This window comes from Microbacterium sp. CGR2, assembly GCF_003626735.1.
Taxonomy (GTDB): Bacteria; Actinomycetota; Actinomycetes; order Actinomycetales; family Microbacteriaceae; genus Microbacterium.
This window is the reverse complement of sequence record NZ_RBHX01000001.1, coordinates 1,803,693-1,829,551: the sequence shown is the minus strand read 5'-3', so window position 1 is coordinate 1,829,551 and position 25,859 is coordinate 1,803,693. Positions and strand designations below refer to the sequence as shown.

Genomic DNA, 25,859 nt, shown 5'->3' with positions numbered 1-25,859 from the left:
TCATGAGGACTCCGCGAGAGCGTCCTTGACGAGCGTCGACAGGATCGACGTTCCGTCGATGGGCCCGATGATGCGAGCGGCGACGCGCCCCTGCTTGTCGAGGACGAGCGTGGTGGGCGTGGCGGCGATCGGGGTCACCTCGGCGAACGCGAGCTTCGCTTCGGCCGTGTTCACGTCGATCAGGCTGGGGTAGGTGACGCCCCAGTCCTTGCTGGATGTGATCGCGGTGTCGGCCTGGTCGCGCGTGTTGATGCCGATGAACGAGACGCCCTCGCCCTCGTACTCCTGCCAGACGTCTTCGAGCGCGTCCGCTTCGAGTCGGCACGGAGCACAGCCGGCGTACCAGAAGTTGACGACGGTGACCTGCCCCGCGATGTCAGCGCTGTCGAACGTCTCGCCGGTCTCGGTGACACCGCCGAACTCGACCGGCTCCCCGCGGTCGGATTCGGCGATCTCGACGATCGCCCCATCAGCGGCCACGTAGCCGGTGTTCTCCCCGTTGAGGAACGATTCGCTGACCGGATCGGACGCGCAGGCGCTCAGACCGATGGCGAGTACTGCGGCGAGCGCGGCGACGCCCGCGCGTCGGGAACGGCGGGTGCGGGTGCGGCGGTCGCTGCGAGTCGGGTGCCCTGCGACGGGCTCGGGGACCAGGCTGGCAAGTGGCACGATCCCCAGTTTACGTGCGGATTCCTATGCGTCGGCCGGACGATCCGGCCTGTCAGACCGCCCCGACGTCGACGGCACTGCCGGTCGCGGCGGGCTCGGCGTAGGCGACTTCGCGCCACACATCGCCGACGCGTTCGAAGGACGTCACACTGGACAGCGCGCACCGCCGAGTGCGGGGGTCGTGCTGCAACGGCAGGCCTGCGACGCGGAGGTGTGTGATCCAGATCGGGGCCTGGTGCGAGACCATCACCACGTCGCCGTGGTCGGCGGCATCCCATGCTTCGTCCATGATGCCGAGCATCCGCTGCGCGACCGATGCATAGGGTTCCCCCCAACTCGGCAGAGACGGTTGCCGCAGGTGCCACCAGTTCAGCGGGTTCATGAGTGAGCGGCGCATCTGCGTCCCCTCGAAGACGTTGGTCGGCTCGATCACCCGGATGTCGATCTCCGGAACGAGGTCGAATCGGGCGGCGAACGGCTCAGCCGACTCCTGCGCGCGCTCCAGGGGCGAGGCGTACAGCTCGGTCACGACGCGGTCGAGACCCGCCACATGGTCCGCAGCGGCCTGCGCCATCCCCCGCCCGGCCTTGCTCAGGTGGTAGCCGGGGAGGCGACCGTAGAGCACCCGCTTCGGGTTGTGCACTTCACCATGACGGACGAGATGGAGTCGGGAGGCCGCCACGTCACGCCTCGCGGTACCGGGCGTCGCCGAATCCGATGATCAGGTAGCCGATGTACGGGAAGAGGACGAGCAGGAAGAAGGAGAAGAATCCGCCCTTGCCGAAGCGCTCCCCCAACTTGAACGCCACGATGATGCCGAAGACGAAGTTGACGACCGGGATCAGATAGAGCAGGGCGAACCAGCCGCTCATGCCGCTGATCCGCACGAGGACGACCAGGTTCACGAGCGGGATGAGCGCGAGGATGCCGGGGTAGCCGGCCTTCGTGAACACCTTCCACAGGGAGACCGCGACGAGGATGTAGAAGACGAGGGCGACGACGCCGAGGGTTCCGGAGAAGATCTGGGAGAAGAGGTCGGGGATGCCGTTGGCTTCCGCGTGGACCAGAGCGGTGTTCATGGGCGCCTTTCGTTCGAGGCGATCATACTGAGCCTTCGCGGCCGACGGGGAACGGGGCCGAGGAGCCACGCACGGCCCCCGTAGAATGGGCGGGTTCACCATTCCCCAGATCAGAAGGAATCCTCCGTGCTTCGCACCCACTCGGCAGGCTCACTGCGAGCCGAGCACATCGGTCAGACCGTCACCCTCACCGGGTGGGTCGATCGCCGTCGTGACCACGGAGGAGTCGCATTCATCGATCTGCGGGATGCGTCGGGCATCGCCCAGGTCGTCATCCGCGACGAGGAGATCGCCCACCCGTTGCGCAACGAGTTCGTCCTGAAGGTGACCGGGGAAGTGTCGCAGCGCCCCGAGGGAAACGCGAACCCGAACCTTCCCACCGGCGAGATCGAGCTCATCGCGACCGACGTCGAGGTGCTCAACGAGTCCGCTCCCCTGCCGTTCCAGGTGTCCACGGCCCTCGCCGACACCGAGACCGTCGGCGAGGAAGCGCGTCTCAAGTACCGCTACCTCGACCTCCGCCGGCCGGCCCAGGCGTCCGCTCTCCGGTTGCGCTCGAACGTCTACAAGGCGATCCGCGACGTGCTGCACTCCGAGGACTTCACCGAGGTGGAGACTCCCACGCTCACCCGCTCGACTCCGGAAGGCGCCCGCGACTTCCTCGTGCCCGCGCGCCTGAGCCCCGGCAGCTGGTACGCCCTGCCGCAGTCGCCGCAGCTGTTCAAGCAGCTGCTGATGGTCGGCGGCGTCGAGAAGTACTTCCAGATCGCCCGCTGCTACCGTGACGAAGACTTCCGCGCTGACCGCCAGCCGGAGTTCACCCAGCTCGACATCGAGATGAGCTTCGTCGACCAGGAAGACGTCATCACGCTGATGGAGTCGCTCATCCAGGCGATGTGGTCGACGATCGGGGTCGAGGTCGCTCTGCCGCTGCCGCGTATGACCTACGCCGAGGCGATGGCCAAATACGGTTCCGACAAGCCCGACCTGCGCTTCGGTCTCGAACTCGTGGAGGCGACCGAATACTTCGCTGAGACACCGTTCCGCGTCTTCCAGGCCGAGTACGTCGGCGCTGTGCGGATGCCGGGTGGTGCGAGCCAGCCGCGCAAGCAGCTCGACGCGTGGCAGGACTGGGCGAAGCAGCGCGGCGCCCGTGGGCTCGCGTATGTGCTCTTCAACGAAGACGGATCGCTCGGTGGCCCCGTAGCGAAGAACCTGTCCGACAGCGAGCAGGCGGGTCTGGCGGAGTTCGTCGGCGCGGAACCGGGTGACTGCGTGTTCTTCGCCGCCGGCTCCACCAAGGAGAGCCGCGCGCTCCTCGGTGCCGCACGCGTGGAGATCGGCCGTCGCCTCGACTACCTGAACCCGGACGACTTCGCGTTCACCTGGGTGGTCGACGCCCCGATGTTCGAGCCTGCGGCGGATGCCGTGGCCTCCGGTGACGTCGCCGTCGGCGCCGGCGCCTGGACCGCCGTGCATCACGCGTTCACCGGCCCGAAGCCCGAGTTCCAGGACACGTTCGACACCGACCCGGGTTCCGCGCTCGCCTACGCGTACGACATCGTCTGCAACGGCTCAGAGCTCGGCGGCGGCTCGATCCGCATCCATCGGGAAGACGTGCAGAAGCGCGTGTTCGAGGTCATGGGCATCAGTGAGGAGCAGGCGGACGAGCAGTTCGGCTTCCTACTCGAGGCGTTCAAGTTCGGCGCCCCGCCCCACGGCGGCATCGCGCTCGGCATGGACCGCGTGCTGCAGCACCTGTCGAAGACCGAGTCGATCCGCGAGGTCATCGCGTTCCCGAAGTCGGGCAACGGCTTCGACCCGCTGACCGCAGCTCCGGCACCGATCACCCCGGCCCAGCGCGCCGAGGCCGGCGTCGACTTCGAGCCCGACGACGAGGCCTGACGCGGTCGAGGCGTTTCGTCTCGTTGCTCGCTCGATGACCGGGGGGCTTCACCCACCGGTCGTTGAGCGAGCGCCAGCGAGACGAAACGCCTCACCCCGCAAGACCGGCGAACGCCGGGACGATGTTCTCGTTCCAGACGTCGACGCCGAGCTTGCCGATCAGCGCGATCACGACGACGAGGAACACCACACGGATGAACGTCGTCCCCCGCGCGATCGCCATGCGCGACCCCAGGTAGCTGCCTGCGACGTTCGCGACCGCCAGGATTCCACCGAGGAGCCAGAGCACGGCACCGTGCGGGATGAACAGCATCAGCGCGCCGGCATTGGTGGCGAGATTGACGATCTTGGCCTTCGCACTCGCCTGCAGGAAGTCGTACCCGAGCAGGGCGACCAGCGTGATCACGAGGAAGGTGCCCGTGCCGGGACCGATCATCCCGTCGTAGAAGCCGATGGCGAGGCCCGAGACGCCGGCCATGATGTGGTGTTTGTGCCCGTGGAAGCGCAGCTGCGTGGCGGCACCCATCTGCGGCTTGAACGCCGTGAACAGGGCGACGGCCAGCAGCGCCACCACGATGATGGGCTTGAAGGCGGCCGGCGGGAGGATGATCGCGACCGCCGCTCCACCGAATGACCCGATGAACGCGACGGCGGCCATCGGAATCGCGGTGCGGATGTCGGGCTTCGCGCGGCGGTAGTACGTGACGCTGCTGGTGGCTGTGCCGAAGACGGAGGCGAGCTTGTTGGTCGCCAGTGCCTGCACCGGCGACATCCCCGGAATCAGCAGCAGGGCGGGAAGCTGCAGCAGTCCCCCGCCACCGACGACCGCGTCGATCCAGCCGGCACAGAAAGCGGCGATGATGACGAGGATCAGCACGCCCCACGTGAGCTGCTCGAGTCCGAGGAGAGCGCCGATATCCATCGTTTCAGGATGCCAGACTGGGGACATGCTCGACGCCCTCGCCCTCCCGCATGTCCTCGAGTCCAGGGCGGGAAACGCCACCCTGCGTCGCGCGGTGACCGAAGATGCGGATGCCATCATCACTCTGCTGTCCGACGACCCGATCAGTGCGGCGCGGGGCGACGTGGCATCCGAATCCGATCGCCCGGCCTACGCGGCGGCGCTCCGGGAGATCCTTGCCGATCCCGCCAACGATCTGCTTGTCGTCGAGCTCGACGACTCGATCGTCGGCACACTGCAGCTCACCTCGATCCCTGGCATGGCTCGCCGCGGCGCACGCCGCCTGCTGGTCGAGGCGGTGCGTGTGCGCAGCGACCTGCGCTCGTCGGGGATCGGCTCCGCCACGATGCGCTGGGTCTCCGACATCGCTGCGCCGACACTCGGGGTCGCGATGGTGCAGCTCACGTCCGATGCGAAGCGCGTCGACGCCCACCGGTTCTACGAGCGGCTCGGCTACGTCGGCTCGCACAGGGGTTTCAAGTACAACGTCCCGCAGGGCTGAATCGACGGCACCAGCGACCCGAGCCGAGGCGCCACCGCCCGGTCACCCCGTGTTCACTCGGCGCAGGATCACCGGTAACCCGCCGCCAATAGTGTCCACTCGCACCCCGGCGACCCGCCGGACACGAGAGGACACTCATGGCTCGCATCACCCGCCGCGCTCGCATCGGCGCAGGCATCTCCCTGGCCACCGCCGCCGTACTCGCGCTCACCTCCTGCGCAGGCGCGACCGACGCTCCGGCTTCCGGAAGCGACGCGGTCGACGCCGCGGACGCCACTTCCGTCGCCGACTTCGGCTCGTTCGCCGACCTCGAGGCTGCGGCGAAGGCCGAAGGACAGCTCAACGTCATCGCCCTTCCGCGCGACTGGGCGAACTACGGCGAGATCCTCGATCTCTTCGCGGAGAAGTACCCCGAGATCACGATCAACGAGGCGTCACCCGATGTCTCCAGCGCCGAAGAGATCCAGGCGGCGAAGACGAACGAAGGATTGGACACAGCTCCCGACGTGTTCGACCTCGGGCTCACGGTCGCCCTGCAGAACACCGACGTCTTCGCCCCCTACAAGGTCGAGACCTGGGACGACATCCCCGACGCCCTCAAGGAGTCGACCGGCCTGTTCGTCGGCGACTACGGGGGGTACATGTCCATCGGCTACGACTCCTCGAAGTTCGACGCCCCCGAATCCCTCGACGACCTGCTGGGCGCCGATTACAAGGGCGCTGTGGCGATCAACGGCGACCCGACGCAGGCGGGCGCGGCGTTCGCAGCCGTCGGCCTCGCGACCGTCCAGTCCGACGGCACGCTCGACGACTTTCAGCCGGGCATCGACTTCTTCACCGACCTGCAGAAGGCCGGCAACATGCTCAAGGTCGACGTCACCACCGCGACCGTCACGAGCGGTGAGACGCCCGTCGTCTTCGACTGGGACTACTTGAACGCCGCGCACACGGCCGACAACGAGAACTGGGAGGTCGTCGTGCTCGACGGCACCGGTTACGCCGGGTACTACAACCAAGCGATCAACAAGGACGCTCCCAACCCGGCGGCCGCTCGCCTGTGGCAGGAGTTCCTCTACAGCGACGACGTGCAGAACCTCTGGCTGAAGGGCGGCGCACGGCCGGCACGGATGGAGGCCATGACCGAGGCCGGAACGATCGACGCCGACCTCGCAGCGGCGCTCCCCGAGGTGCCCGCAGACACGGTCGTGCCGACCGAGGCGCAGAGCGAGAACGCCGGCACGCTGCTCGGCGAGAAGTGGGCCGCGGCCGTCCAGTGACGACCCTCGCCCCCGCGGGGGCGGATGCTGCGGCATCCGCCCCCGTCACACCCGCCGGGCCCTCGCACGACGCGAGGCCCCGGCGGTCCGCTCCCGCCTGGGCCTGGCTGGGACTCGTGCCGTTCGCCGCCTACGTCGTCCTGTTCCTGGCGGTACCGACAGTGCTCGCGATCGGTTCCGGCTTCTTCACGAAGGACGGCGTCTTCACCTGGGGGAATGTGTCGGCGCTCGGTGATCCCGTCGTGCTGACCACCTTCGCGAACTCCGCCGGCCTGTCGCTGCTGACGGCCGTCGTCGGAGCCGTCGTCGGAGCTCTCGTCTGCTACGCCCTGCTGGGCATGAACCCCGAGGGCGCGACCCGCTCGAGCGTCGATGCCGCGGCCGGAGTGCTGGCACAGTTCGGTGGCGTCATGCTGGCCTTCGCGTTCATCGCGACGATCGGCATCCAGGGCGTCGTCACCCTCTTCCTCCAGGACACCTTCGGGTTCAACATCTTCGCGGACGGCACGTGGCTGTATGAACTCCCCGGCCTGATCCTGCCGTACATCTACTTCCAGGTCCCGCTGATGGTGATCACCTTCATGCCCGCGCTGGCCGCACTCAAGCCGCAGTGGTCCGAAGCGACCCTCACCCTCGGGGGAACCCGCATGAGCTTCTGGCTGCGTGTCGGCATCCCGGTGCTCGCCCCCTCGTTCCTCGCCAGCGCGCTGCTGCTGTTCGCCAACGCGTTCTCCTCGTACGCGACGGCCGCGGCCCTCGCGAGCCAGGGCGCACAGATCGTGCCGCTGCAGATCCGGGCGGCGCTCACCAGCGAGACCGTGCTCGGACGCGAGAATCTCGCCGGAGCACTCGCGCTCGGGATGATCATCGTCGTCGCGGCAGTGATGGCCCTGTACTCCCTCGTGCAGCGACGAGCCGCGAGGTGGCAGTCGTGAACCGCCTCGGCCCTGCCCCCGCGACCCGGTGGATCATCGGCATCGTCGTCGGTGCGTTCTTCCTCATCCCGTTGGTGTCGACGTTCCTCTTCACCCTGCGCGATCCGTCCGGCGGGATGTCGTTCGCTCGCTGGACGGCGCTCTTCGACCCCGCCGCATCCGCCGCGATCAGACCGATCTGGCTCGGGCTCGGCAACTCGTTGATCCTGGCGGTCATCACCGTCGCGATCGTGCTGCTCCTGCTCGCTCCGACCATGATCCTGGTCAACCTGCGGTTCCCGAAGCTCAAGTCGATGTTCGAGTTCGTGGTGCTGCTGCCCATCTCGATCCCCGCGATCGTGCTGGTCGTCGGTCTCGCGCCGATCTACCTGCAGATCGGACGCGCTCTCGGTACCGGAACGTGGACGCTCGCCTTCGCCTACGGCATCACCGTGCTGCCGTTCGCCTTCCGGTCCATCCAGGCCTCGATCGACGCGGCCGACCTGCGCACCCTCGCCGAGGCGGCCCGCTCGCTCGGCGCGAGCTGGCCGGCCGTCGTCCTGAAAGTGCTCGCTCCGAACCTCCGCCAAGGCCTGCTGGCCGCATCCCTCATCTCGATCGCGGTGGTGCTGGGCGAGTTCACGATCGCTTCGCTGCTGAACCGTCAGGTCTTCCAGACCGCCATGGTCGTCGTGCAGAAGCAGGACCCGTACGCTCCCGCGATCTTCACCCTGTTGGCGCTGCTGTTCGTCTTCCTGCTGCTCCTCATCATCGGCCGCGTCGCTCGCGGCACCGGAAAGGCCCGCTCATGACCGCCGACCACGTCCTCCCCCGCACCAAGGACAACCTGCTGCTCGCCGAAGCCGGTGAGGGCACCCGGGTCGAGCTGCAGGGCATCGTGAAGAGCTATGCCGGCACACGCGTTCTGCACGGCGTGGACCTCGACATCGCTCCCGGCGAGTTCGTGTCGCTGCTCGGCCCCTCCGGCTGCGGGAAGACGACCCTGCTCCGGGTGCTCGCCGGGCTCGAAGGGGCCGACGAGGGTGCGGTGCTGCTGGGAGGTGGGGATGTCTCACGCGTGCCCACGAACAAGCGCGACATCGGCATGGTCTTCCAGTCGTATTCGCTGTTCCCGCACCTGCGAGTCGTGGACAACACTGCGTTCGGCCTCCGCCGACGAGGGGCAGGAAGAGCGGATGCCGCGAAGCGGGCCCTCGACGCCCTGGCGCTCGTCGGTCTCGCCGACTTCGCGGATCGGTTCCCCCATCAGCTCTCCGGCGGTCAGCAGCAACGCGTAGCGCTCGCGCGAGCTCTCGTCACCGAGCCCAAGGTGCTGCTGTTGGACGAGCCGCTGTCGGCCCTGGACGCCAAGGTGCGCGTGCAGCTGCGTGACGAGATCCGCCGCATCCAACTGCGGCTCGGCATCACCACGGTCTTCGTGACGCACGACCAGGAGGAGGCGCTCGCCGTCTCCGACCGGATCGCGGTGATGAACGCGGGACGCATCGAGCAGATCGGTTCCCCCGAGCAGTTGTACACGACGCCGTCGACCGCAGGTGTCGCCGCCTTCGTCGGTCTGTCGAGCGTCGTCTCCGGCGTCGCCGACGGCGATCACGTGTTCGTCTGGGGGCAGGCCCTGCCACTTCAGGGTCCGGCAGACGGCCCGGTCGACGTCTATCTCCGACCGGAGAACGTGTACTTCGCCTCCGATGCGGATGCCGCCGCCGACGCGGTGGTCGAGGAGAGCACGTTCCTGGGCAGCATGCGGCGGACATTGGTGCGCACCGAATCCGGGGAGCTGGTCCGAGTGCAGCATGCCCCCGGCATCCATCCCGCTTTCGGCGAACGGGTGCGCATCGCCGTCGCGCCGGAGCCCGTCGCCGTGCATCCGCGCGGCTGAGCGGCGGGCTCATTCGCCCGCACCGGTCGTCGAGCGAGAAGCGCAGCGACGAGACGACGCTCGACGACCGAGGTGGTCCCGGTTACAGCACGCGGGAGAGGAAGTCCTTCGTGCGCTGATGCTGCGGGTTGCCGATCACTTCGCGCGGGTCGCCCTCTTCGACGATGTGTCCGCCGTCCATGAAGATCAGCCGCGACCCGACCTCACGGGCGAAGCCCATCTCGTGGGTCACCACCAACATCGTCATGCCTTCGTCGGCGAGCTGCCGCATGACCTGCAGCACCTCTCCCACGAGTTCGGGGTCGAGGGCCGAGGTCGGCTCGTCGAACAGCATCATGTCGGGGTTCATGCAGAGTGCACGCGCGATGGCCACGCGCTGCTGCTGCCCACCGGAGAGGTGTCCGGGGAAGGCGTCCGCCTTCTCGGCGAGACCGACCCGCTCGAGCATGGCGTGTGCGACCTTCTCGGACTCCCCCTTGGACCGCTTCTTCACCCGCTGCTGAGCGATGGTCAGGTTGCCGAGCACGTTGAGGTGCGGGAAGAGGTTGAAGCTCTGGAACACCATGCCGATTCGCGTGCGCACCCGGTCGATGTCGACGTCGGGATCGGTGATGTCGATGCCCTCGATCAGCACCTTGCCGCCGGTCGGCTCCTCCAACAGGTTCACGGAACGCAGCAGTGTCGACTTGCCCGAGCCCGACGGACCGATGACACAGACGACCTCACCGGCCGTGACCGTGAGGTCGATGCCCTTGAGCACCTCGTTGTCCCCGAAGCTCTTCACCAGCCCCTGCAGGTCGATCGCGGGGGCGTGCACATCAATCAGGTCGGTGCTCATCGCTGCCTCGCCATCCGTCGTTCCAGCCACGCACTGAAGCGTGTGAGGGGGATCGTCACGATCAGGTACAGGACCGCCGCCATGATGAGCGGTGTCGCGTTCGAGGTCTGCGTGGTCGCGTCACGGGCGAAGTTGGTGAGCTCTTTCGACCAGATCAACGTGCCCGCGACGAACAGCAACGACGTGTCCTTCAGCAGAAGCACGAACTCGTTGGTCAGCGGCGGGATGATGATGCGGAAACCCTGCGGCACGACGATCCAGAAGGTCGTCTTCATCGGCGACATCCCGAGGGAGCGCGCCGCCTCGGTCTGCCCCTTGGGGACCGCCTGGATACCCGCACGGATGGTCTCGGCCATGTAGGCCGACGCCACCAGGATCAGACCGATCAGCCCCAGCACCACGGGTCCGCCGAGGTCTCGGCCCGAGACGCCGAGGGCGATCGGCAGCACGTACGCCACGCCGAAGATGGTGAGGATCGCAGGAAGCCCGCGGAAGAGTTCGATCCAGGCTGTGGCGATCCAGCGAAACGGGCCGATGCTCGACAGCTTCAACAGCGCCAGGATGACGCCGAGCACCAGACCGGCCGCGAAGGCCACGGCCGTGAACCACAGCGTGTTGACGAGAGCGGTCGTGATGATCGCGGGGAACATCTGGGCCGCGACTTCGGGGTTGAAGAACAGCGGACCGATCTTCGCCCAGTCCGTGGTGACCGCCGCCCAGACGACGATCGCGATCAGCACCGCGTAGACGATGTACCGATAGAGCTTGCTCTTCGTGGTGCGCCTCAACGCCATTGTCAAGGACTCCCTGTCCTGCTGCGCTCGCCGATTACTTCGCGGTGAAGTAGGTGTCGTAGATCGTCTTGTAGTCGCCGCTGTCCTTCAGCTCTGCGAGGGCACCGTTGACTGCTTCGAGCAGTTCGTCGCGCTCGCCCTTCGCGAAGGCGAAGCCGTAGGACTCACCGGTCTCGTACTCCTCGACGATCGCGTAGGCGTCATCGGCCTTCTCGTGCTCGAGGTTCACCGGCTGGTCCTGGAGGATCGCGTCGATCAGGCCCGACTGCATCGCCGGCCACAGCTCCCCGTCGGAGGGGTACTGCACGATCTCCGCGCCCTCGGCGTTCTCGTTGGCGTAAGCCTCACCCGTCGTGCCCTGCTGCACTCCGACGGCCTTGCCGTCGAGGTCGTCGATGGACTCGATGCCGGAGTCGGTGCCCACCAGCAGCGACTGCAGCGAGTCGTAGTACGGGTCCGAGAAGTCGATGTTGGCCTTGCGCTCTTCGGTGATCGTCATCGCCGACGCACCGATGTCGCACTGTCCCGACGCGAGTGTCGTGCCGGACTGCAGAGCCTCGAACGCGACATCCTGCACAGCGAGCTTCAGGTCGAGCTTCTTGGCGATCGCGTCGAGCAGGTCGATGTCGAAGCCGGTGTAGCCGGTGCCGTTGTCGCCACCCTCGAACTCGAACGGTGCGTAGGGGATGTCGGAGCAGACCGTGAGCGTGCCGTCTTCGATCAGACCGTAGTCTTCGCCCGCTGCCGGAGCGCCTGCGTCGGTGTCGTCGGAACCTCCGGTCGCGCAGCCGGAGAGTGCGAGGGTGGCCGTCGCCGCGAGGGCAAGGCCGGCGAAGAGATTGCGACGAGGCATGTCGGCTCCAGTGTGACGAGGGCGTTGCTGCCCACGGACGGGTAGGAGTTCATCTAAACATGCGCTCGCTCGCGACGACCAACCCGACATGTTTCGGGCTGATCACATTTGTGTTGCAACCTGCCGTTAACTCGGGGGCGCTATCCTCATGGCCGAAACACACGAGAGTGTGCCCTCCGACGCAAGGAGACCAGAGATGGCGAAGAAGACCACAGCGCATCGCAACGCGGAGGCGGCCGTCGATGCTGCCAAGGATGCGGCGAAAGACGCCAAGAAGCTGATCAAGTCGCTTCCGAAGAAGGACGCGAAGAAGCTCAAGCCACTCGTCGAGGATGCCAAGGACGCCGCCAAGGTGTCGAAGAAGAAGATCGCCGACCGCCCGAAGAAGGTCACGAAGTCCGCGGCGGCCGCGACGGAGCGCCTGCAGGACGCGACGGCGCGTCTGCAGACGCCGAAGAAGGCGAAGAAGTCGGATTCGTCGAAGAAGGATGCTCCGAAGAAGGACGCCCGCATGACGGACGCCCGGAAGAAGGCGGCCCCGACGAAAGCGGCCCCGACGAAAGCGGCCCCGACGAAAGCGGCGCCGACGAAAGCGACGCCGACGAAGGCGACCCCGGCCCCCGTCGCTGCGCCGTCGCCCGTCACCTCGCCGGTGCCGGCCACCGCCCCGGTGCCGCCCACCGCCCCGGTGCCGCCCACCACCCCGGTCACCCCCGTCCGCGCTGTACCGCCGGTCGAAGACCTCTCCGGTCTGACCGTGGTCGAACTGCGGGCCCGCGCCCGCATGGCCGGGCGCACCGGCTACTCCCGACTCTCGAAGGCCGCGCTGATCGACTTCCTTGAGCGCTGACGGACAGGGCGCGCTGGACCGCACCGCCGCGGCACCACCGCCTCGCACGCTCATCGACATCCTCCGAGACACCGCAGCGCAGCATCCGGACGCCTCCGCGATCGAGGACGCCGACGGAGCGGTGAGTTACGCCGAGCTGCTCGCCCACGTCTGGCGGACAGCGGCGTTGCTCCGCGAACACGGCGTGCAGCAGGGCGATCGTGTCGGCATCCGGCTCGCGTCGGGCAGACGCGAGCTGTACATCGCGATCCTGGGCACGATGGCTGCCGGTGCCGCGTACGTGCCGGTCGACACCGATGACCCGCAAGAGCGCGCCGACCTGGTCTTCCGCGAGGCCCGCATCGCCGGCAGCATCACGGGCAACGGCGTCTATCGTTCGTCTGGCGGTCCCGCCGCCCCGGAGGCCGGGTCCCGGTCTGTCGCGCTCTTCCGCAGCGGCACGCCGCACCCGAGCACCGCTGCGGCCCCCACGATCGCTCCGCCGACCATCGACGACGACGCCTGGGTCATCTTCACCTCGGGCTCGACCGGAGTGCCGAAGGGCGTGGCCGTCTCGCAGCGCTCGGCAGCGGCGTTCGTCGACGCCGAGGCGAAGATCTTCCTGCAGGATGCTCCCCTGGGACCCGGCGACCGCGTGCTCGCGGGCCTGTCGGTCGCCTTCGACGCCTCGTGCGAGGAGATGTGGCTCGCGTGGCGTCACGGTGCATGCCTCGTGCCCGCGCCCCGTGCGCTCGTGCGCTCCGGCGAAGACCTCGGCCCGTGGCTGCTCGGCCACGGCATCACCGTCGTGTCGACCGTCCCGACCCTCGCCGCGCTCTGGCCGCAGGACGCGATCGAGAACGTGCGCCTGCTGATCTTCGGCGGAGAGGCCTGCCCGCCCGAGCTCGTGGCCCGGCTCGCGTCCGACGGCCGAGAGGTCTGGAACACCTACGGCCCGACCGAGGCAACCGTGGTCGCCTGCGCCTCCCGCATGGACGGCCGAGGCCCGGTACGCATCGGGCTGCCTCTCGACGGCTGGTCCCTCGCCGTCGTCGACGCCCTCGGCGAGCGCGTCGCCGAGGGCGAGACCGGCGAGCTGATCATCGGCGGCGTCGGTCTGGCCCGCTACCTCGACCCGCAGAAGGATGCGGAGAAGTACGCGGCGATGCCCTCGCTCGGCTGGGATCGCGCCTACCGCTCTGGCGACCTCGTGCGGCTCGAGTCGGCGGGGCTGATCTTCCAGGGCCGCGCCGATGACCAGGTGAAGATCGGTGGACGGCGCATCGAACTCGGCGAAGTGGAAGCGGCGTTGCAATCACTCACCGCCGTGTCGGCGGCGACCGTGGTGGTGCAGAAGACCGAGACCGGGATGCCGTTGCTCGTCGGCTACGTCGTTCCCGACCAGGGGTTCGACCGCCACACGGCACGCACCGAACTCTCCGAGACTCTTCCCGCACCGCTCATCCCCCTGCTCGCGATCGTCGACGATCTGCCGGTGCGCACCTCCGGCAAGGTCGACAAGGCCGCCCTGCCCTGGCCACTCGAATCCCCCGACGCCGGAGACTCCACCCTGTCCGGCACGGCGGCGTGGCTCGCCGAGCAGTGGTTCGCGGTCCTCGGCATCCGGCCCGCAGATGAGGACGCCGACTTCTTCCAACTCGGCGGCGGTTCACTCGCCGCGGCCCAGCTCGTCTCCCGCCTGCGCACCCGCGCACCCGAATTCACGATGACCGACGTGTACGACCTGCCGCGCCTGCGTCAGATGGCGGATGCCGTCGAGGACGAAGCGCAGGACGAGCAGGAGGACCGCGTCTTCAGCCAACCGCGACCGACGCCGCGGCGGATGCAGTGGGTGCAGACGATCGCCGGACTCCCGCTGTTCGTCTTCACCGGCATCCGTTGGTTGCTCTTCGTCCTCGCCGCGAGCTGGCTGCTGCGGCTCGCTCCCGGTTTCGAGTTCCTCCCCGATGTGTCGGGCTGGATCATCGTCGGCGGCCTGCTGCTCTTCGCCACACCGGTGGGCAAGATGACGATCGCAGCGGTGGCCGCCCGGCTCCTGCTCGCCGGCGTGCGTCCCGGGGACCACCCTCGCGGAGGCGCGGTGCACCTGCGCCTGTGGCTGGCCGAGCAGATCGCCCAACAGGTCGACCCGGTCGGCCTCGCCGGTGCGCCGTGGGTCGTGTACTACGCCCGGGCGCTCGGTGCCCGCATCCACAAAGACGTCGATCTACACACGGTTCCGCCCATCACCGGCATGCTCGACATCGGGGCCGGGGCATCGGTGGAACCCGAAGTCGACCTGACGGGTTATTGGATCGACGGCGACACCGTGCGCATCGGCGGAATCCGCATCGGGGCGGACGCCACGATCGGGGCGCGCAGCACCCTCGCCCCCGGTACCAAGATCGGTCGCGGCGCCGAGATCGCACCGGGGTCGGCTGTGTTCGGCCGAGTGCGCGCCAACCAGCGCTGGGCCGGATCACCGGCGGCACGCATCGGCGGCGCATCACAGCCCTTCGCCCGTACGCGTCCGCCGAGCAGAAGACGGTGGCTCCTCGCCTTCGCAGCGTCGTCCGCCGTTCTCGGGATCCTGCCGCTCCTGGCGTTCGCGAGCGGAGGCGCCGTCCTCGCGACGGGAATGCGCGGGGCAGACTCCCTGCTCGACGCGATCCCCGGCATGCTGGCGATGCTCGCACCCGCCGTGCTGCTCGCCGGAGCCCTCTTCGCGATCCTGGTGCTGGCGCTCGTCCGCCTCCTCGGCATCGGGCTGGCCGAGGGGATCCACCCCGTACGGTCGAGAGTCGCGTGGCAGGCCTGGACGACCGAGCGCCTGCTCGACTCGGCGCGCACGTTCCTGTTTCCGCTGTACTCCAGCATCCTCACGCCCCTGTGGCTACGCGCGCTGGGAGCCGACGTCGGACGCGATGTCGAGGCCTCGACCGTGCTCCTCATCCCGAAGCTCACGACGATCGCCGACGGTGCGTTCCTCGCCGACGACACGATGGTGGCGACGTACGAGCTGCAGGGCGGCTGGATGCGACTGGCACGGGCACGCATCGGCAAGCGTGCGTTCCTCGGCAACTCCGGCCTGGCCGCCGGCGGACACAACGTCCCGCGCGACGGGCTCGTGGCCGTGCTGTCGGTCGCTCCCCTCAAAGCCAAAGCCGGATCGTCGTGGATGGGTTCACCCGCCACGCGCCTTCGACGTGTGGTCAACGACGCCGACCTCGAGCGCACCTATCGTCCACGCCCAGGGCTGCGCGTCGCCCGGGCGCTGTGGGAGGCATGTCGCATCATCCCGGTGCTCGTCACCTGCGCGATCGGACTCGCGGTGATGATGACGCTCGCCGCCATCGTCGACACCGCGGGAGTGGCGTGGGCCATCGCCCTCTCGCCCGCGGTGATGCTCATCGCCGGCGCCGCTGCCGCAGCGATCACCACGGCAGCCAAGTGGCTCATCGTGGGGCCCATCCGTCCGGGTGAGCATCCCCTGTGGTCGAGTTTCGTCTGGCGCACCGAGGTGTCGGACACCTTCACCGAGATGGTCGCCGCCCCCTGGTTCGCCAACGCGGCATCGGGCACTCCCGCGCTCGCCATCTGGCTCCGCACCCTCGGAGCGAAGATCGGTCGCGGTGTGTGGACGGACAGCTACTGGCTGCCCGAACCCGACCTCGTGACCCTCGGGGACGGCGCCACGGTCAACCGCGGTTGTGTGGTTCAGACCCATCTGTTCCATGATCGTGTGATGAGCATCGACGCAGTGACCCTCGAGAACGGTGCGACGCTGGGACCCCACAGCGTGATCCTCCCTGCCGCCACGATCGGAGCGGATGCCACAGTGGGCCCGGCATCTCTTGTCATGCGCGGCGAGTTCGTCCCCGTGGGCAGCCGCTGGAGCGGAAACCCGATCGGCCCCTGGCGAGCCGTGAAGGTGCGTTCGTACCAGGCGTCCGACGCATGACCGCCGACGTCTACACCCCGCACAGCGGCGACGACCGCTTCGGGGTGCTGCACTACGACCTGGAACTCGACTACCGCCTGCCGACCAACCGCCTCATCGGCACCGCCGTGCTTCACGTGCGTCTGCACGAGGAGACGAAACAGGTGTCGCTCGATCTCGTCGGGTTGAAGGCGACGAAGGTGCGGGTCAGCGGAGACCGCGACGCGACGTACCGGCAGGACCAGCGTCGGGTGAAGGTGCTTTTCGGGGAGACGCGGGCTGCGGGCGAGGAGTTCACGATCACGGTGAACTACGCAGGACTCCCGGCGCCACGACGCAGCCGCTGGGGAATGATCGGCTGGGAGGAACTCGAGGATGGCGCACTCGTCGCCTCCCAGCCCACCGGAGCGCCCACCTGGTTCCCCTGCAATGACATCCCCGCCGACCGGGCGACCTATCGGATGGAGTTCACGACCGACCCCGGCTACACCGTGGTGAGCGGTGGAAAGGCGACGCGTTCCACCCAGCGCGGCCGCATCCGATGGACCTTCACGCAGCCCGTCCTCACCGCGACATACCTGATGACCGTGCAGATCGGTCGATACGCCGACGATCATGTCGCCCTCGGCGAAACGCCGGGGCGTCTGTACTACCCCCGCGAACTCGCTTCGCGGGTGCGCAGCGACTTCGCCCCGCTCGCCGACATGATGCGCGCGTTCGTCGACGCCTTCGGGCCGTACCCGCAGGAGTCCTACAAGATCGTCGTCACGCCGGACGACCTCGAGATCCCGCTCGAAGCTCAGGGCATGGCCATCTTCGGAGCGAACCACGTCGACGGCGCCGGCGGGTTCGATCGATTGATCGCCCATGAACTCGCCCACCAGTGGTTCGGGAACAGCGTAGGGGTCGCCCGTTGGCAGGACATCTGGCTCAACGAGGGCTTCGCGTGCTACGCGGAGTGGCTCTGGTCCGAGGCATCCGGCGGCCCATCCGCGCACGCCCACGCCCTGTCGCATCACGCGCGTCTCGATGTTCTTCCCCAAAACCTTCTGCTGGCCGATCCCGGTCCCGTGTACATGTTCGACGACCGGGTGTACAAGCGCGGCGCGTTGGCCCTGCATGCGCTCCGACTGAGTGCGGGACCCGACTTGTTCTTCACGTTCACGCGCGAATGGGCGTCGAGGTTCGCCGGCCTCTCGGTGACGACCGACGACTTCCTCGGCCTGGTCGAGGAAGTCGTCGGAACAGAAGGGCGGGCACTCATGCGCTCCTGGCTCGACGAACTGTCACTGCCGCGATTCCCGGATGCCGTCGAGGTCAGCCCCGCGCGACGCTGAGGGTGAAGCCGACCGGCCCCGGCAACGTCGTGACCTGCAGTCGCGACACGGCTCCAGGAAGGACGACCGACCACAGGCGCTGGTCCGATGTCTGCGGCTCCTCTTGCATCCGCACCGCACTCGGATCGATGGCGATGCCGCGCCCGTCAGCCTTGATCGCCGCCTCTATGCGCGTCCATGCGGCGAGGGTCGGCACAGCCGCCGGGGCGAACAGACGACCGAGCTCGGCGACACGGCCAGCGGCATGGTTCGGTTCGACGTCGATCCCGAGCGCAGCAGTCCCCCGGGCCGCGGCGACCGCGACCAGATCCTCTGCGTGACCGACGCTCACCACGAAACCCGGAGTCTTCGGCGCGGCGTGATCCTCTCCGCAGCGTTCGCAGCGACTGTCGAGGCGGATGTCCGCACCGCCGCCGAGCCGGCTCACGACATCACGGATCAGGGCACGTCCGGCCAGGAACGCCGCGGCGCGGTCTTCGCTGAGCTGTCGCGATCGAGCGAGCTGACGCTCACCCATCTGCGCGAGGTCGGCAGCGGTGAAATCGCGCATGTCCGACACGCGGGCCCAGAGGATCGTGACGTCGCGCCAGGTCGCCTCACCCATGCCGTCGCGAGGCGATCGCGCAGCCCCGATCGTCAGACTTCGAAGTCGACGGCGGCACGCGAGGCGACCACCGAACGGATGAAGGCCGCGACCTCTTCGTGCGCGGGGTGCACCTGATACTCCTCGATCGCCGCGATCGAATCGAAGTCGGCGACCAGGGTCACGTCCCAGTTCTGCCCGTGATACGCCGCGTTCGCTCCCGCGGAGATCGACTTCAGCTGCGGCACCACGTCGTGGAGGGCGTTGAGCCTGCGCGCCACCTCAGCACCGTGCGCTGCGCGCTCTGCGGCATCCTCTGCGGCGAGTTTCCACATCACGACGTGACGGATGGTCATCGCGCGGACTCCTTCTGATCGTCGAGCGCATCGCGGTTCACCGCATCTTCGAGAGCCTGCCGGAACCGGTCGGGCGTGAGCCTCCAGTGCGCGTGGAACTCGCCGTCGATCAGAACGACCGGAATCTTCTCCCACCACAGCTCATAGAGAGCGGGATCATCGTTGATCGAGGCCTCGACGATCTGGATGTCTTCTGCGGCAGCATCGGGAAGCTCGGCGACGACCGCATCGATCACGTCCGACGCGACAGCGCAGAGATGGCAGTCGGGCTTGCCGATCAGCGTGATGGTGGTCACGCCGAAGGCACCTCCACCGCGCGACCCTGGGCGATCCATTCGCCGGTGCCGCCCTCGACGTTGGTCACGTCGAAGCCGCGACCCTCGAGCGCTTCGACCACGCGCGCCGACCGTCCGCCCATCTGGCAGATCACGTCGAACGCTTCGGCCGGGAGGTCGTCGAGGCGGTCGCCGATCTCGGACATCGGGATGTTGACGGCGCCGGGCACGTGCCCCGCGGCGAACTCGGACGCCTCACGCACGTCGACCAGAGGCCTGTTCGACCGTTCGGCGAGTTCGGTGACGGTGATCGACTTCATGGCGTCCTCTCGAGAGTTCAAAGATGCGGGCGGAGACACAAAGCGCCCGTCCGAAGACAGGCGCTCGTGTCTGACCGCTTTACTTCTTGTTGCGGCGCTGGTGACGAGTCTTGCGAAGCAGCTTGCGGTGCTTCTTCTTCGCCATGCGCTTGCGGCGCTTCTTGATGACAGAACCCACGGAAACCTCACTAAGTCAGGGGCTGGGCGTCGCGCAAAATCGGACACCCGGGTACGGGCACGGAAAAAATGCCTCGGATCAGTCTAGCAAACCCGAGCACTCCGACTGTGCGGGGTCATTCCGGGACGTTCTCGGTGACCAGGAAGCGCCAGACGAGAGCGTGTCCGAGAGCGACCAGGGCGATCAGCAGCAGGGCTTCGACCTGGATGCCGGTGAGGCCGAGCGGCGCTGCCAGTTGCGGGGCGACGCCCATCACGGCGATCGCGGCGTAGATCACGACGGTTCCCGCCTGGGCCCAACGGACGGAGCCGGGCGTGCCGTCGCCGCGGGCCTGCACGACCAGGCGCAGCATCGAGACGCCGCCGACGAGGGCGATGACGACGAAGGACAACCGCCACAGGATCGGATTGTCCGTGCCGCCGACCTGGGCGAACAGACCCATCAGCGCCGGGAGCAGGAACGAGAGGTAGATCCCGCCGATGGTGCGGCGCATCGCAGGATCAGCGCTCCAGTCGCGCCGGGCTCTGACGACGTTCCACCACAGTCCGGTGAGGGTGAAGCACGTGGTGGAGAAGAGGGCATAGAAGGTACCGACGTCCACGGCGCTCTCCTCGAGCTTCAGCCGACGTCGGCGATGGGGCGTTGCAGGGCGTCGGCGACGGCCGACTCGGGCACGCGATAGCTTCGACCGAACCGGATGGCGGGCAGCTCGCCGGCGTGGACGAGTCGATAGACGGTCATCTTCGACACGCGCATCAACTCGGCGACTTCGGCCACTGTGAGGAACCGGACGTCAGGTACTTCGGGCATCCCACGTACCCCTTTCTCGATGTGCACACTCTAAGGGTTAGCTGGGACGCCTGTAAACCCATGTGGCTCGTGTGGTCAGTGGGACCGGTGACCTTCACGAAGGCGCATCACCCGGACTTCTTCACCTTCGCCAGCCGAACCCGCGCTTCGCGCAGGGCCTGCCGCTCGATCTTGTGCGCCATCCGCAGCGCCTTCTCGGCCTCGCGCACCGCCTTCTGCGCTTCTTTGAGCCGTCGGTCCCCCGCGAGTTCGGCCGGGTCGAGGTCGATCCACTCGGTCGCGCTCTCGTGCGATTCGTCGCGGCCGAGCGAGGCCATGTACGACTCGACACCGTCGAGCAGCCGCTCCACTCCGAACCGGAACGGGTCGGCCGGTGAGAGGAAGACATCCTCCTCGATCGCACGACGCAGAGCGGGGAACTCGTCTGCAGTGATCACGCGTTCGTAGAGGCTCGCTTCGCGGATCGAGACCTCCTCGGGGGTCAGGCCCGTCCCTCGGGACTGCTCCGTATAACCCGCCTGCACGATCCCGCACCAGCGGGCCTGTCCGGTGACGGCGAGCCCCACGGCGACTCGCTCCTCCGCCGTCAACGGCGTGCCCTCGAGGGAGGCGAGCAAGGCGTCGAGCCATGCCGAGCTGTTGGGTGTGATCGGCGACCCGGTGATGGGCAGCGACAGCATCCAGGGGTGCCGCAGGAAGAGCAGCACCTGCTCCTGATACAGAGCGATGAGCCGCTCACGCCAGCCCTCCACAGCGCGGTGGCTCTCCGGCGGAAGACCGGTCGCATACTCCTGCATCAGCAGCAGCAGATCGTCTTTGGCGCTCACGTAGCGGTAGAGCGACATCGGCGTGAAGCCCAGCTTCGCCGCCACAGCGGCCATCGACACAGCTCCGATGCCGTCGGCGTCCGCCAGCTCGACGGCTGCGTCGACGATCTTCTCGACGCTCATCTCGCGCTTCGGCCCGCGCTGCGGGTCGGCCGCCACCCCCCAGGCGAGTGCGATTCCTCGGGGGAGTTCCGGCGGCTCGATGTCGGTGTCGGTCATCCGCTCATCCTACTTCTGTTTATTCAGTAAACAGTGTGTTACCGTCATACACAGTTGCTTCGGTCATACACAGTTTGTGACATACACAGAGAGGAAGATGATGGACACCGCCATCGATGTACAGGGACTCCGGAAGGCATTCCGAGGAAAGAACGTGGTCGACGGTCTCGACTTCGCCGTCGCCCGAGGAGAAGTCTTCGCGCTGCTCGGGCCGAACGGCGCGGGCAAGACGACGACGATCAACATCCTCACCACGCTCATCGGCGCCGACGCCGGCTCCGCGCGGGTCGCGGGGTGGGACGTGCGCACGCAGAGCGTCGAAGTGCAACGCCGCATCAGCCTCACCGGCCAGTCCGCTGCCGTCGACGACGCCCTGACCGCCACCGAGAACGTCGTCATGTTCGCCCGACTCTCCGGCCTCGGGCGCACCGCCGCGAAGCGACGTGCGGCCGAGCTCATCGCGCAGTTCGACCTGACGGATGCCGCCCGCCGGGTGGTCCGCACTTTCTCCGGCGGCATGCGTCGACGCCTCGACCTCGCTCTGAGCTTCGTCGTGACGCCCGAGGTGCTCTTCCTCGACGAACCCACCACCGGTCTCGACACCCGCAGCCGACGAGACCTCTGGGACATCATTCACGCTCTCGCCGGCGCCGGCACCACCGTCTTCCTCACCACGCAGTACCTGGAGGAAGCCGACCAGCTGGCAGACCGGATCGCCGTGCTGCACGACGGCGGGATCGCCGCTCTCGGCACGCCGGCCGAGTTGAAGGCACGCATCGGCGGCGACACCGTCGAACTCCACGACAGCCGTGGACAGCTCCGCCGTGAGATTCCCACAGACGGGTCGGTCGCCGATCTTCGCCGCGCACTCGACCAGCTCGACGAGGAAGGGGAAGACGGCACCGTCACGTTGCGCCGCCCCACCCTCGACGACGTCTTCCTCGCCGTCACCGCATCCGTTCCCGCGACGAAGGAGCTCGCATGAACACCGCCACCGCCGCGCCACGCGCCACGCGCCACGGCATCCGTCCCGCCCTCCCCCGCACCGCGCCCCCGTCTCGGCGGCTTCACCGCCGAAGCGGTCTTCGTCGGCCGCAGTCTTCGTCATTCCCTGCGCGACGGCGAATCGCTCCTGATGGCGATCCTGCTGCCGGTGATGCTCATGCTGATGTTCACCTGGGTGTTCGGCGGTGCGATCGATCCGTCCGGCGCCTACGTCGACTACGTGGTGCCCGGCATCATCCTCACCTGCGCCGGCTTCGGGGCATCGTCCACGGCCGTCTACGTCGCCAACGACCTGCGCACCGGCATCATCGACCGCTTCCGCACCATGCCGCTGCGTGCCGGTGCGGTCCTCACCGGCCACGTGGTCGCCAGCCTGCTGCGGAACCTCGTCGCGACGGCGATCGTCATCGGCGTGGGCGTGCTGGTCGGATTCCGCCCGACCGCGACCGCATGGGAGTGGATCGCGCTGGCCGGCCTGATCGCGCTGTACATCCTCGCGATCACCTACCTGTTCGCCGCGATCGGACTGGCTGCGGGCAGCCCTGAGGGAGCCAACGGCTACGGCTTCATCCTGCTCTTCCTGCCGTATCTGTCCAGTGCGTTCGTTCCGGTGGACAGCATGCCCGCATGGCTGCAGCCCGTCGCCGCGCACCAGCCGATCACGCCGATCGTCGAGACGATCCGCGGTCTGCTGACGGACGCTCCTCTGGAGACCGAGCCGTGGTGGGCGATCGGCTGGTGCCTGGTCATCCTGCTGATCGCCGTGACCTGGGGCGCGTGGCTGTTCCGCAGGAAGTCCGGTCGCCGCTGACGGGACGGCAGCATGCCTGCCCGCTCGAGGCTCGGGGTCTGGCTGTCAGGCGCCGAGCCTCTTGAGCGCGGTGGCGACGACATGCTTGGCGGATGCCGCAGCACGACCCACGACCTCGGCTGCGTGCGCTGCGCTGTCGGTCAGCGGGAGACCCGGGTAGTCGATGTCAGGCGCCTGGTCGCCGAACGGGTCGACGAGGAAAGGGACGAGCCAATCGTCGACGACCTCGAGCGGGTCGACCGAGAGGCTGTAGAAACGGCGCTGTCCGTCTTCGCGGACGGTCACCAGCTCCGCGTCCCGGAGAACCTTGAGGTGCTTGGAGACCGTCGGCTGGCTGATGCCGAGGTCGGCGACGATGTGACTCACGCTCGTGCCGGACTCTCCTTCGGATGTGCGTCGCAACAGGAGTTGGAGGATATCGCGCCTCGTACCGTCTGCGATCACGTCGAAGATGTCCGTCATGAAGATCAGGGTAGTCTCCCCCGGCACGGAGTACCATGACGAAGGCTCGGCGAAAGGCGCCGTGCGATCGCCGCGAGCGGCGGGCAACGGACGAAGGGGGACTGCGATGTCGAGCTCCGTTTCGGCGTCGTCTCCCGCAGAGCGTCTGCAGCGTTCCGTCATGTGGGCCAAGCATCTGGTGACGTCATCGCCCTCGCGGTTCGCGATCGTCATCTTCGCGCTCCTCATCCTCGTCTTCACAGTGCTGTTGTCGCTGCCGATCGCCTCCGCGGACCGCACGGTGACGAGGTTGAGCGACGCCCTCTTCACCGCGGTCTCCACCATCTGCGTGACCGGACTCGCCACCGTCGACATGGCCACGCACTGGTCCGCCTTCGGCCACGTGGTGATCTTCATCGGCGTGAACATCGGCGGGATGGGCGTGCTGACGCTGGCATCGCTCATGGGTCTCGCGATCTCGAAGCGACTCGGGCTGCGCGCCAAACTCATCGCCGCCGGCGACACGAACCCGCTTCGCGCGCACGGCGGGGTCGTGAACGAGAGTCAGACCGTGCGTCTCGGCGAAGTCGGTCAACTGCTGCGCACGGTGGCGCTGTCCACTCTCGTCATCGAAGGCGTCCTCGCCGTCCTGCTGTACCCCGGTCTCGTCATGGCCGGGATCGACCCGCTCACCGCCCTCTGGGAAGCCCCCTTCTACTCGGCGATGGCCTTCACCAACACCGGCTTCACCCCGAACGTGGGTGGCGTGGCGGTGTTCGCCGACGACTACTTCGTGCTGACGCTGCTGATGATCGGCGTGTTCCTCGGCAGCATCGGATTTCCGGTCATCTACACCCTGGCCAAGCACGTGTGGCACGTCCGCAAATGGTCGCTGCACACCAAGCTGACCCTCATCACCACCGTGTTGCTGTTCGTGCTCGGTGCCGCGGTCTTCCTCATCCTCGAATACAACAACCCGAAGACGTTCGGCTCGATGGACGCGGTCGACACCACGTTCCAGGCCTTCTTCCTCTCGGCCATGACCCGATCCGGCGGATTCTCCGTCATCGACATCAGCGATCTGAACGGTTCCTCGCTGGTTGCCGGGTCGATGCTCATGTTCGTCGGTGGCGGCTCAGCCTCGACAGCAGGCGGCATCAAGGTCACCACGCTCGCCATCCTCGCCATCGCCGTGTGGTCCGAGGCGAAGGGACGCCAATCCGTCGAGGCGTTCGGCCGCCGCATCCCCAGCGACGTGCAGCGTGTCGCTCTCAGCGTCGTCGCCTGGGGAGCGACCATCGTGGCGCTGTCCACGATCGTGATCGCGCAGATCACCAAAGCCGACATCAGCCATGTGCTCTTCGACGTGATCTCCGCCTTCGGCACGGTCGGCCTCTCGACCGGGCTCACCGAGTCGCTCCCCGACTCGGCTTCGTACGTCCTCGCGGCGACCATCTTCATGGGCCGCGTTGGTACAGTGACACTCGCCGCGGCAGTCGCCGCGACATCGCGATCGCAGTATTACTCGCTGCCCGTGGAAAGGCCGATCGTTGGTTGAAGTTCTCCGGGGCGACGCGCCCGTCCTCGTCATCGGTCTCGGCCGGTTCGGAGCAGCCTGCGCCGGCGAGCTCGACCGTCTCGACCGCGAGGTCCTCGCGATCGACGGCAACCTCGAACTCGTGCAGAAGTGGTCGGACCGGGTCACCCACACCGTTCAGGCGGACGCGAAGAACATCGACGCCCTGCGACAGATCGGTGCGCAGGACTTCCAGGTCGCCGTCGTCGCCGTCGGATCGTCGATCGAAGCATCGGTGCTGATCACCGCCAACCTGGTCGACCTCAAGGTCCCGCAGATCTGGGCGAAAGCCGTCTCGCAATCCCACGGCAAGATCCTCGCCCGGGTCGGCGCCAACCACGTCATCTACCCGGAACGCGAAGCCGGCGAGCGCGTCGCCCACCTGGTGAGCGGCCGCATGCTCGACTTCATCCGTTTCGACGACGACTTCGTCCTGGCCAAGATGTACCCGCCGAAGTTCATCCGCGGCGTCGGACTCAACGAGTCCGGCGTGCGCTCGAAGTACAAGGTGACGGTCGTCGGTGTGAAAAGCCCCGGAAAGCCGTTCCGCTACGCCGAGGCGAACACGATCGTCACCAACCACGACCTCATCATCGTGTCCGGGACGAACAGCGACATCGAGCGCTTCGCCGCCCTCGACCGCTGACCGCCCCACACGCT

Annotated in this window: 28 protein-coding genes and 1 pseudogene; 13 read left to right on the top strand and 16 right to left on the bottom strand. The window is 67.7% G+C overall.

Translation table 11 applies throughout. From position 1 onward, the window contains the following. From D7252_RS09365 to D7252_RS09355, 3 genes are read right to left on the bottom strand one after another with little or no spacing between them, the layout of a single operon-like run. Entirely contained in the window at positions 1-669 is a 669-nt protein-coding gene (locus D7252_RS09365; protein WP_259461077.1) for a TlpA disulfide reductase family protein, read from the bottom strand. A gap of 52 nt (positions 670-721) precedes the next feature. Continuing rightward, a complete protein-coding gene (locus tag D7252_RS09360) occupies positions 722-1,351 on the bottom strand; it encodes a histidine phosphatase family protein (RefSeq protein WP_120775145.1) in 630 nt (209 codons plus the stop codon). A gap of 1 nt (position 1,352) precedes the next feature. Next, positions 1,353-1,748 (bottom strand): DUF5684 domain-containing protein, encoded by a 396-nt coding sequence (locus D7252_RS09355; RefSeq protein WP_183055249.1) that lies wholly within the window; start codon positions 1,746-1,748, stop codon positions 1,353-1,355. 126 nt (positions 1,749-1,874) lie between these two features. Between D7252_RS09355 and aspS the strand changes: the two genes are divergently transcribed. Further along, on the top strand, positions 1,875-3,653 hold the full coding sequence (gene aspS / locus D7252_RS09350; protein ID WP_120775144.1) for an aspartate--tRNA ligase: 1,779 nt from the start codon (positions 1,875-1,877) through the stop codon (positions 3,651-3,653). A gap of 91 nt (positions 3,654-3,744) precedes the next feature. Here the strand turns inward: aspS and D7252_RS09345 are convergent, their stop codons facing one another. Beyond that, positions 3,745-4,575, bottom strand: a complete 831-nt coding sequence (locus tag D7252_RS09345; protein ID WP_120775143.1) for a TSUP family transporter — start codon at positions 4,573-4,575, stop codon at positions 3,745-3,747. A gap of 25 nt (positions 4,576-4,600) precedes the next feature. Between D7252_RS09345 and D7252_RS09340 the strand changes: the two genes are divergently transcribed. The 5 genes from D7252_RS09340 to D7252_RS09320 all read left to right on the top strand — a co-directional run bounded on the left by D7252_RS09340 (position 4,601) and on the right by D7252_RS09320 (position 9,207). Next, a complete protein-coding gene (locus D7252_RS09340) occupies positions 4,601-5,116 on the top strand; it encodes a GNAT family N-acetyltransferase (RefSeq protein ID WP_120775142.1) in 516 nt (171 codons plus the stop codon). Between the two features lie 137 nt (positions 5,117-5,253). Continuing rightward, the gene (locus tag D7252_RS09335) at positions 5,254-6,393 is read left to right on the top strand and encodes an ABC transporter substrate-binding protein (protein ID WP_120775141.1); all 1,140 of its coding nucleotides are present in this window, start codon (positions 5,254-5,256) and stop codon (positions 6,391-6,393) included. Beyond that, positions 6,390-7,328: an ABC transporter permease subunit gene (locus D7252_RS09330; RefSeq protein ID WP_120776886.1), complete on the top strand. Its 939-nt coding sequence runs from the start codon at positions 6,390-6,392 to the stop codon at positions 7,326-7,328. Before D7252_RS09335 ends, D7252_RS09330 begins: the two co-directional genes overlap by 4 nt. Then, entirely contained in the window at positions 7,325-8,119 is a 795-nt protein-coding gene (locus tag D7252_RS09325) for an ABC transporter permease (protein ID WP_120776885.1), read from the top strand. The genes D7252_RS09330 and D7252_RS09325 overlap by 4 nt, the downstream gene beginning before the upstream one ends. Continuing rightward, positions 8,116-9,207, top strand: a complete 1,092-nt coding sequence (locus D7252_RS09320; protein WP_120775140.1) for an ABC transporter ATP-binding protein — start codon at positions 8,116-8,118, stop codon at positions 9,205-9,207. Before D7252_RS09325 ends, D7252_RS09320 begins: the two co-directional genes overlap by 4 nt. Before the next feature lie 82 nt (positions 9,208-9,289). Here the strand turns inward: D7252_RS09320 and D7252_RS09315 are convergent, their stop codons facing one another. Genes D7252_RS09315 through D7252_RS09305 form a run of 3 tightly spaced genes read right to left on the bottom strand, consistent with a single transcriptional unit; the run spans position 9,290 to position 11,692 of the window. Further along, complete coding sequence (locus D7252_RS09315) at positions 9,290-10,045, bottom strand: amino acid ABC transporter ATP-binding protein (protein WP_120775139.1); 756 nt, start codon at positions 10,043-10,045, stop codon at positions 9,290-9,292. After that, complete coding sequence (locus D7252_RS09310) at positions 10,042-10,839, bottom strand: amino acid ABC transporter permease (RefSeq protein WP_120775138.1); 798 nt, start codon at positions 10,837-10,839, stop codon at positions 10,042-10,044. Before D7252_RS09310 ends, D7252_RS09315 begins: the two co-directional genes overlap by 4 nt. A gap of 34 nt (positions 10,840-10,873) precedes the next feature. Then, the gene (locus tag D7252_RS09305) at positions 10,874-11,692 is read right to left on the bottom strand and encodes a transporter substrate-binding domain-containing protein (protein WP_120775137.1); all 819 of its coding nucleotides are present in this window, start codon (positions 11,690-11,692) and stop codon (positions 10,874-10,876) included. Between the two features lie 196 nt (positions 11,693-11,888). On the opposite strand from D7252_RS09305, the gene D7252_RS20045 reads away from it, so the two are divergent. The 3 genes from D7252_RS20045 to D7252_RS09285 are packed head-to-tail and all read left to right on the top strand — an operon-like array spanning position 11,889 to position 17,798. Beyond that, entirely contained in the window at positions 11,889-12,542 is a 654-nt protein-coding gene (locus tag D7252_RS20045; RefSeq protein ID WP_183055248.1) for a hypothetical protein, read from the top strand. Beyond that, complete coding sequence (locus tag D7252_RS09290) at positions 12,532-16,482, top strand: Pls/PosA family non-ribosomal peptide synthetase (RefSeq protein WP_120775136.1); 3,951 nt, start codon at positions 12,532-12,534, stop codon at positions 16,480-16,482. The genes D7252_RS20045 and D7252_RS09290 overlap by 11 nt, the downstream gene beginning before the upstream one ends. Continuing rightward, on the top strand, positions 16,479-17,798 hold the full coding sequence (locus D7252_RS09285) for a M1 family metallopeptidase (RefSeq protein ID WP_120775135.1): 1,320 nt from the start codon (positions 16,479-16,481) through the stop codon (positions 17,796-17,798). Before D7252_RS09290 ends, D7252_RS09285 begins: the two co-directional genes overlap by 4 nt. Here D7252_RS09285 and D7252_RS09280 read toward each other — a convergent pair. The 8 genes from D7252_RS09280 to D7252_RS09245 all read right to left on the bottom strand — a co-directional run bounded on the left by D7252_RS09280 (position 17,779) and on the right by D7252_RS09245 (position 21,366). Continuing rightward, on the bottom strand, positions 17,779-18,402 hold the full coding sequence (locus D7252_RS09280; RefSeq protein WP_120775134.1) for a 4'-phosphopantetheinyl transferase superfamily protein: 624 nt from the start codon (positions 18,400-18,402) through the stop codon (positions 17,779-17,781). The two genes, D7252_RS09285 and D7252_RS09280, sit on opposite strands and share 20 nt — an antisense overlap. Before the next feature lie 32 nt (positions 18,403-18,434). Then, positions 18,435-18,737, bottom strand: coding sequence for a Dabb family protein (locus tag D7252_RS09275; RefSeq protein WP_120775133.1), 303 nt, complete (start codon positions 18,735-18,737; stop codon positions 18,435-18,437). Continuing rightward, positions 18,734-19,033, bottom strand: coding sequence for a glutaredoxin family protein (locus tag D7252_RS09270; protein ID WP_120775132.1), 300 nt, complete (start codon positions 19,031-19,033; stop codon positions 18,734-18,736). Before D7252_RS09270 ends, D7252_RS09275 begins: the two co-directional genes overlap by 4 nt. Further along, positions 19,030-19,332, bottom strand: coding sequence for a rhodanese-like domain-containing protein (locus D7252_RS09265; RefSeq protein ID WP_120775131.1), 303 nt, complete (start codon positions 19,330-19,332; stop codon positions 19,030-19,032). Before D7252_RS09265 ends, D7252_RS09270 begins: the two co-directional genes overlap by 4 nt. A gap of 79 nt (positions 19,333-19,411) precedes the next feature. Beyond that, on the bottom strand, positions 19,412-19,510 hold the full coding sequence (locus tag D7252_RS09260) for a 30S ribosomal protein bS22 (RefSeq protein ID WP_003792170.1): 99 nt from the start codon (positions 19,508-19,510) through the stop codon (positions 19,412-19,414). A 115-nt stretch (positions 19,511-19,625) separates the two neighbouring features. Next, positions 19,626-20,111, bottom strand: coding sequence for a hypothetical protein (locus D7252_RS09255; protein WP_120775130.1), 486 nt, complete (start codon positions 20,109-20,111; stop codon positions 19,626-19,628). A gap of 17 nt (positions 20,112-20,128) precedes the next feature. Beyond that, positions 20,129-20,320: a helix-turn-helix domain-containing protein gene (locus D7252_RS09250; RefSeq protein WP_046013605.1), complete on the bottom strand. Its 192-nt coding sequence runs from the start codon at positions 20,318-20,320 to the stop codon at positions 20,129-20,131. A gap of 107 nt (positions 20,321-20,427) precedes the next feature. Continuing rightward, the gene (locus D7252_RS09245; protein ID WP_120775129.1) at positions 20,428-21,366 is read right to left on the bottom strand and encodes a TetR/AcrR family transcriptional regulator; all 939 of its coding nucleotides are present in this window, start codon (positions 21,364-21,366) and stop codon (positions 20,428-20,430) included. A gap of 100 nt (positions 21,367-21,466) precedes the next feature. Here D7252_RS09245 and D7252_RS09240 point away from each other — a divergent pair, with 100 nt between their 5' ends. Beyond that, positions 21,467-22,351 (top strand): ATP-binding cassette domain-containing protein, encoded by an 885-nt coding sequence (locus tag D7252_RS09240; protein ID WP_215110930.1) that lies wholly within the window; start codon positions 21,467-21,469, stop codon positions 22,349-22,351. Between the two features lie 45 nt (positions 22,352-22,396). Beyond that, positions 22,397-23,182 (top strand): annotated as a pseudogene (locus tag D7252_RS09235) (ABC transporter permease); the annotation flags it as partial. 45 nt (positions 23,183-23,227) lie between these two features. On the opposite strand, the gene D7252_RS09230 reads toward D7252_RS09235, so the two are convergent. After that, on the bottom strand, positions 23,228-23,644 hold the full coding sequence (locus D7252_RS09230) for a helix-turn-helix transcriptional regulator (RefSeq protein ID WP_120776884.1): 417 nt from the start codon (positions 23,642-23,644) through the stop codon (positions 23,228-23,230). Positions 23,645-23,750: 106 nt separating this feature from the next. On the opposite strand from D7252_RS09230, the gene D7252_RS09225 reads away from it, so the two are divergent. Together D7252_RS09225 and D7252_RS09220 are read left to right on the top strand one after the other, a co-directional pair. Then, positions 23,751-25,181, top strand: a complete 1,431-nt coding sequence (locus D7252_RS09225; RefSeq protein WP_120775126.1) for a TrkH family potassium uptake protein — start codon at positions 23,751-23,753, stop codon at positions 25,179-25,181. After that, positions 25,174-25,845 (top strand): TrkA family potassium uptake protein, encoded by a 672-nt coding sequence (locus tag D7252_RS09220; RefSeq protein WP_042538973.1) that lies wholly within the window; start codon positions 25,174-25,176, stop codon positions 25,843-25,845. Before D7252_RS09225 ends, D7252_RS09220 begins: the two co-directional genes overlap by 8 nt. Positions 25,846-25,859: the final 14 nt, after the last annotated feature.

What these genes read in the sequence shown, in the direction of transcription:
- D7252_RS09275 (WP_120775133.1), bottom strand. Translation starts at nt 18,737, where the DNA reads ATGACCATCCGTCACGTCGTGATGTGGAAACTCGCCGCAGAGGATGCC.
- D7252_RS09310 (WP_120775138.1), bottom strand. Translation starts at nt 10,839, where the DNA reads ATGGCGTTGAGGCGCACCACGAAGAGCAAGCTCTATCGGTACATCGTC.
- D7252_RS09305 (WP_120775137.1), bottom strand. Translation starts at nt 11,692, where the DNA reads ATGCCTCGTCGCAATCTCTTCGCCGGCCTTGCCCTCGCGGCGACGGCC.
- D7252_RS09225 (WP_120775126.1), top strand. Translation starts at nt 23,751, where the DNA reads ATGTCGAGCTCCGTTTCGGCGTCGTCTCCCGCAGAGCGTCTGCAGCGT.
- D7252_RS09240 (WP_215110930.1), top strand. Translation starts at nt 21,467, where the DNA reads ATGGACACCGCCATCGATGTACAGGGACTCCGGAAGGCATTCCGAGGA.
- D7252_RS09340 (WP_120775142.1), top strand. Translation starts at nt 4,601, where the DNA reads ATGCTCGACGCCCTCGCCCTCCCGCATGTCCTCGAGTCCAGGGCGGGA.
- D7252_RS09345 (WP_120775143.1), bottom strand. Translation starts at nt 4,575, where the DNA reads ATGGATATCGGCGCTCTCCTCGGACTCGAGCAGCTCACGTGGGGCGTG.
- D7252_RS20045 (WP_183055248.1), top strand. Translation starts at nt 11,889, where the DNA reads ATGGCGAAGAAGACCACAGCGCATCGCAACGCGGAGGCGGCCGTCGAT.
- D7252_RS09320 (WP_120775140.1), top strand. Translation starts at nt 8,116, where the DNA reads ATGACCGCCGACCACGTCCTCCCCCGCACCAAGGACAACCTGCTGCTC.
- D7252_RS09335 (WP_120775141.1), top strand. Translation starts at nt 5,254, where the DNA reads ATGGCTCGCATCACCCGCCGCGCTCGCATCGGCGCAGGCATCTCCCTG.
- D7252_RS09230 (WP_120776884.1), bottom strand. Translation starts at nt 23,644, where the DNA reads ATGACGGACATCTTCGACGTGATCGCAGACGGTACGAGGCGCGATATC.
- D7252_RS09285 (WP_120775135.1), top strand. Translation starts at nt 16,479, where the DNA reads ATGACCGCCGACGTCTACACCCCGCACAGCGGCGACGACCGCTTCGGG.
- D7252_RS09245 (WP_120775129.1), bottom strand. Translation starts at nt 21,366, where the DNA reads ATGACCGACACCGACATCGAGCCGCCGGAACTCCCCCGAGGAATCGCA.
- D7252_RS09280 (WP_120775134.1), bottom strand. Translation starts at nt 18,402, where the DNA reads ATGGGTGAGGCGACCTGGCGCGACGTCACGATCCTCTGGGCCCGCGTG.
- D7252_RS09315 (WP_120775139.1), bottom strand. Translation starts at nt 10,045, where the DNA reads ATGAGCACCGACCTGATTGATGTGCACGCCCCCGCGATCGACCTGCAG.
- D7252_RS09250 (WP_046013605.1), bottom strand. Translation starts at nt 20,320, where the DNA reads ATGCCCGAAGTACCTGACGTCCGGTTCCTCACAGTGGCCGAAGTCGCC.
- D7252_RS09265 (WP_120775131.1), bottom strand. Translation starts at nt 19,332, where the DNA reads ATGAAGTCGATCACCGTCACCGAACTCGCCGAACGGTCGAACAGGCCT.
- D7252_RS09355 (WP_183055249.1), bottom strand. Translation starts at nt 1,748, where the DNA reads ATGAACACCGCTCTGGTCCACGCGGAAGCCAACGGCATCCCCGACCTC.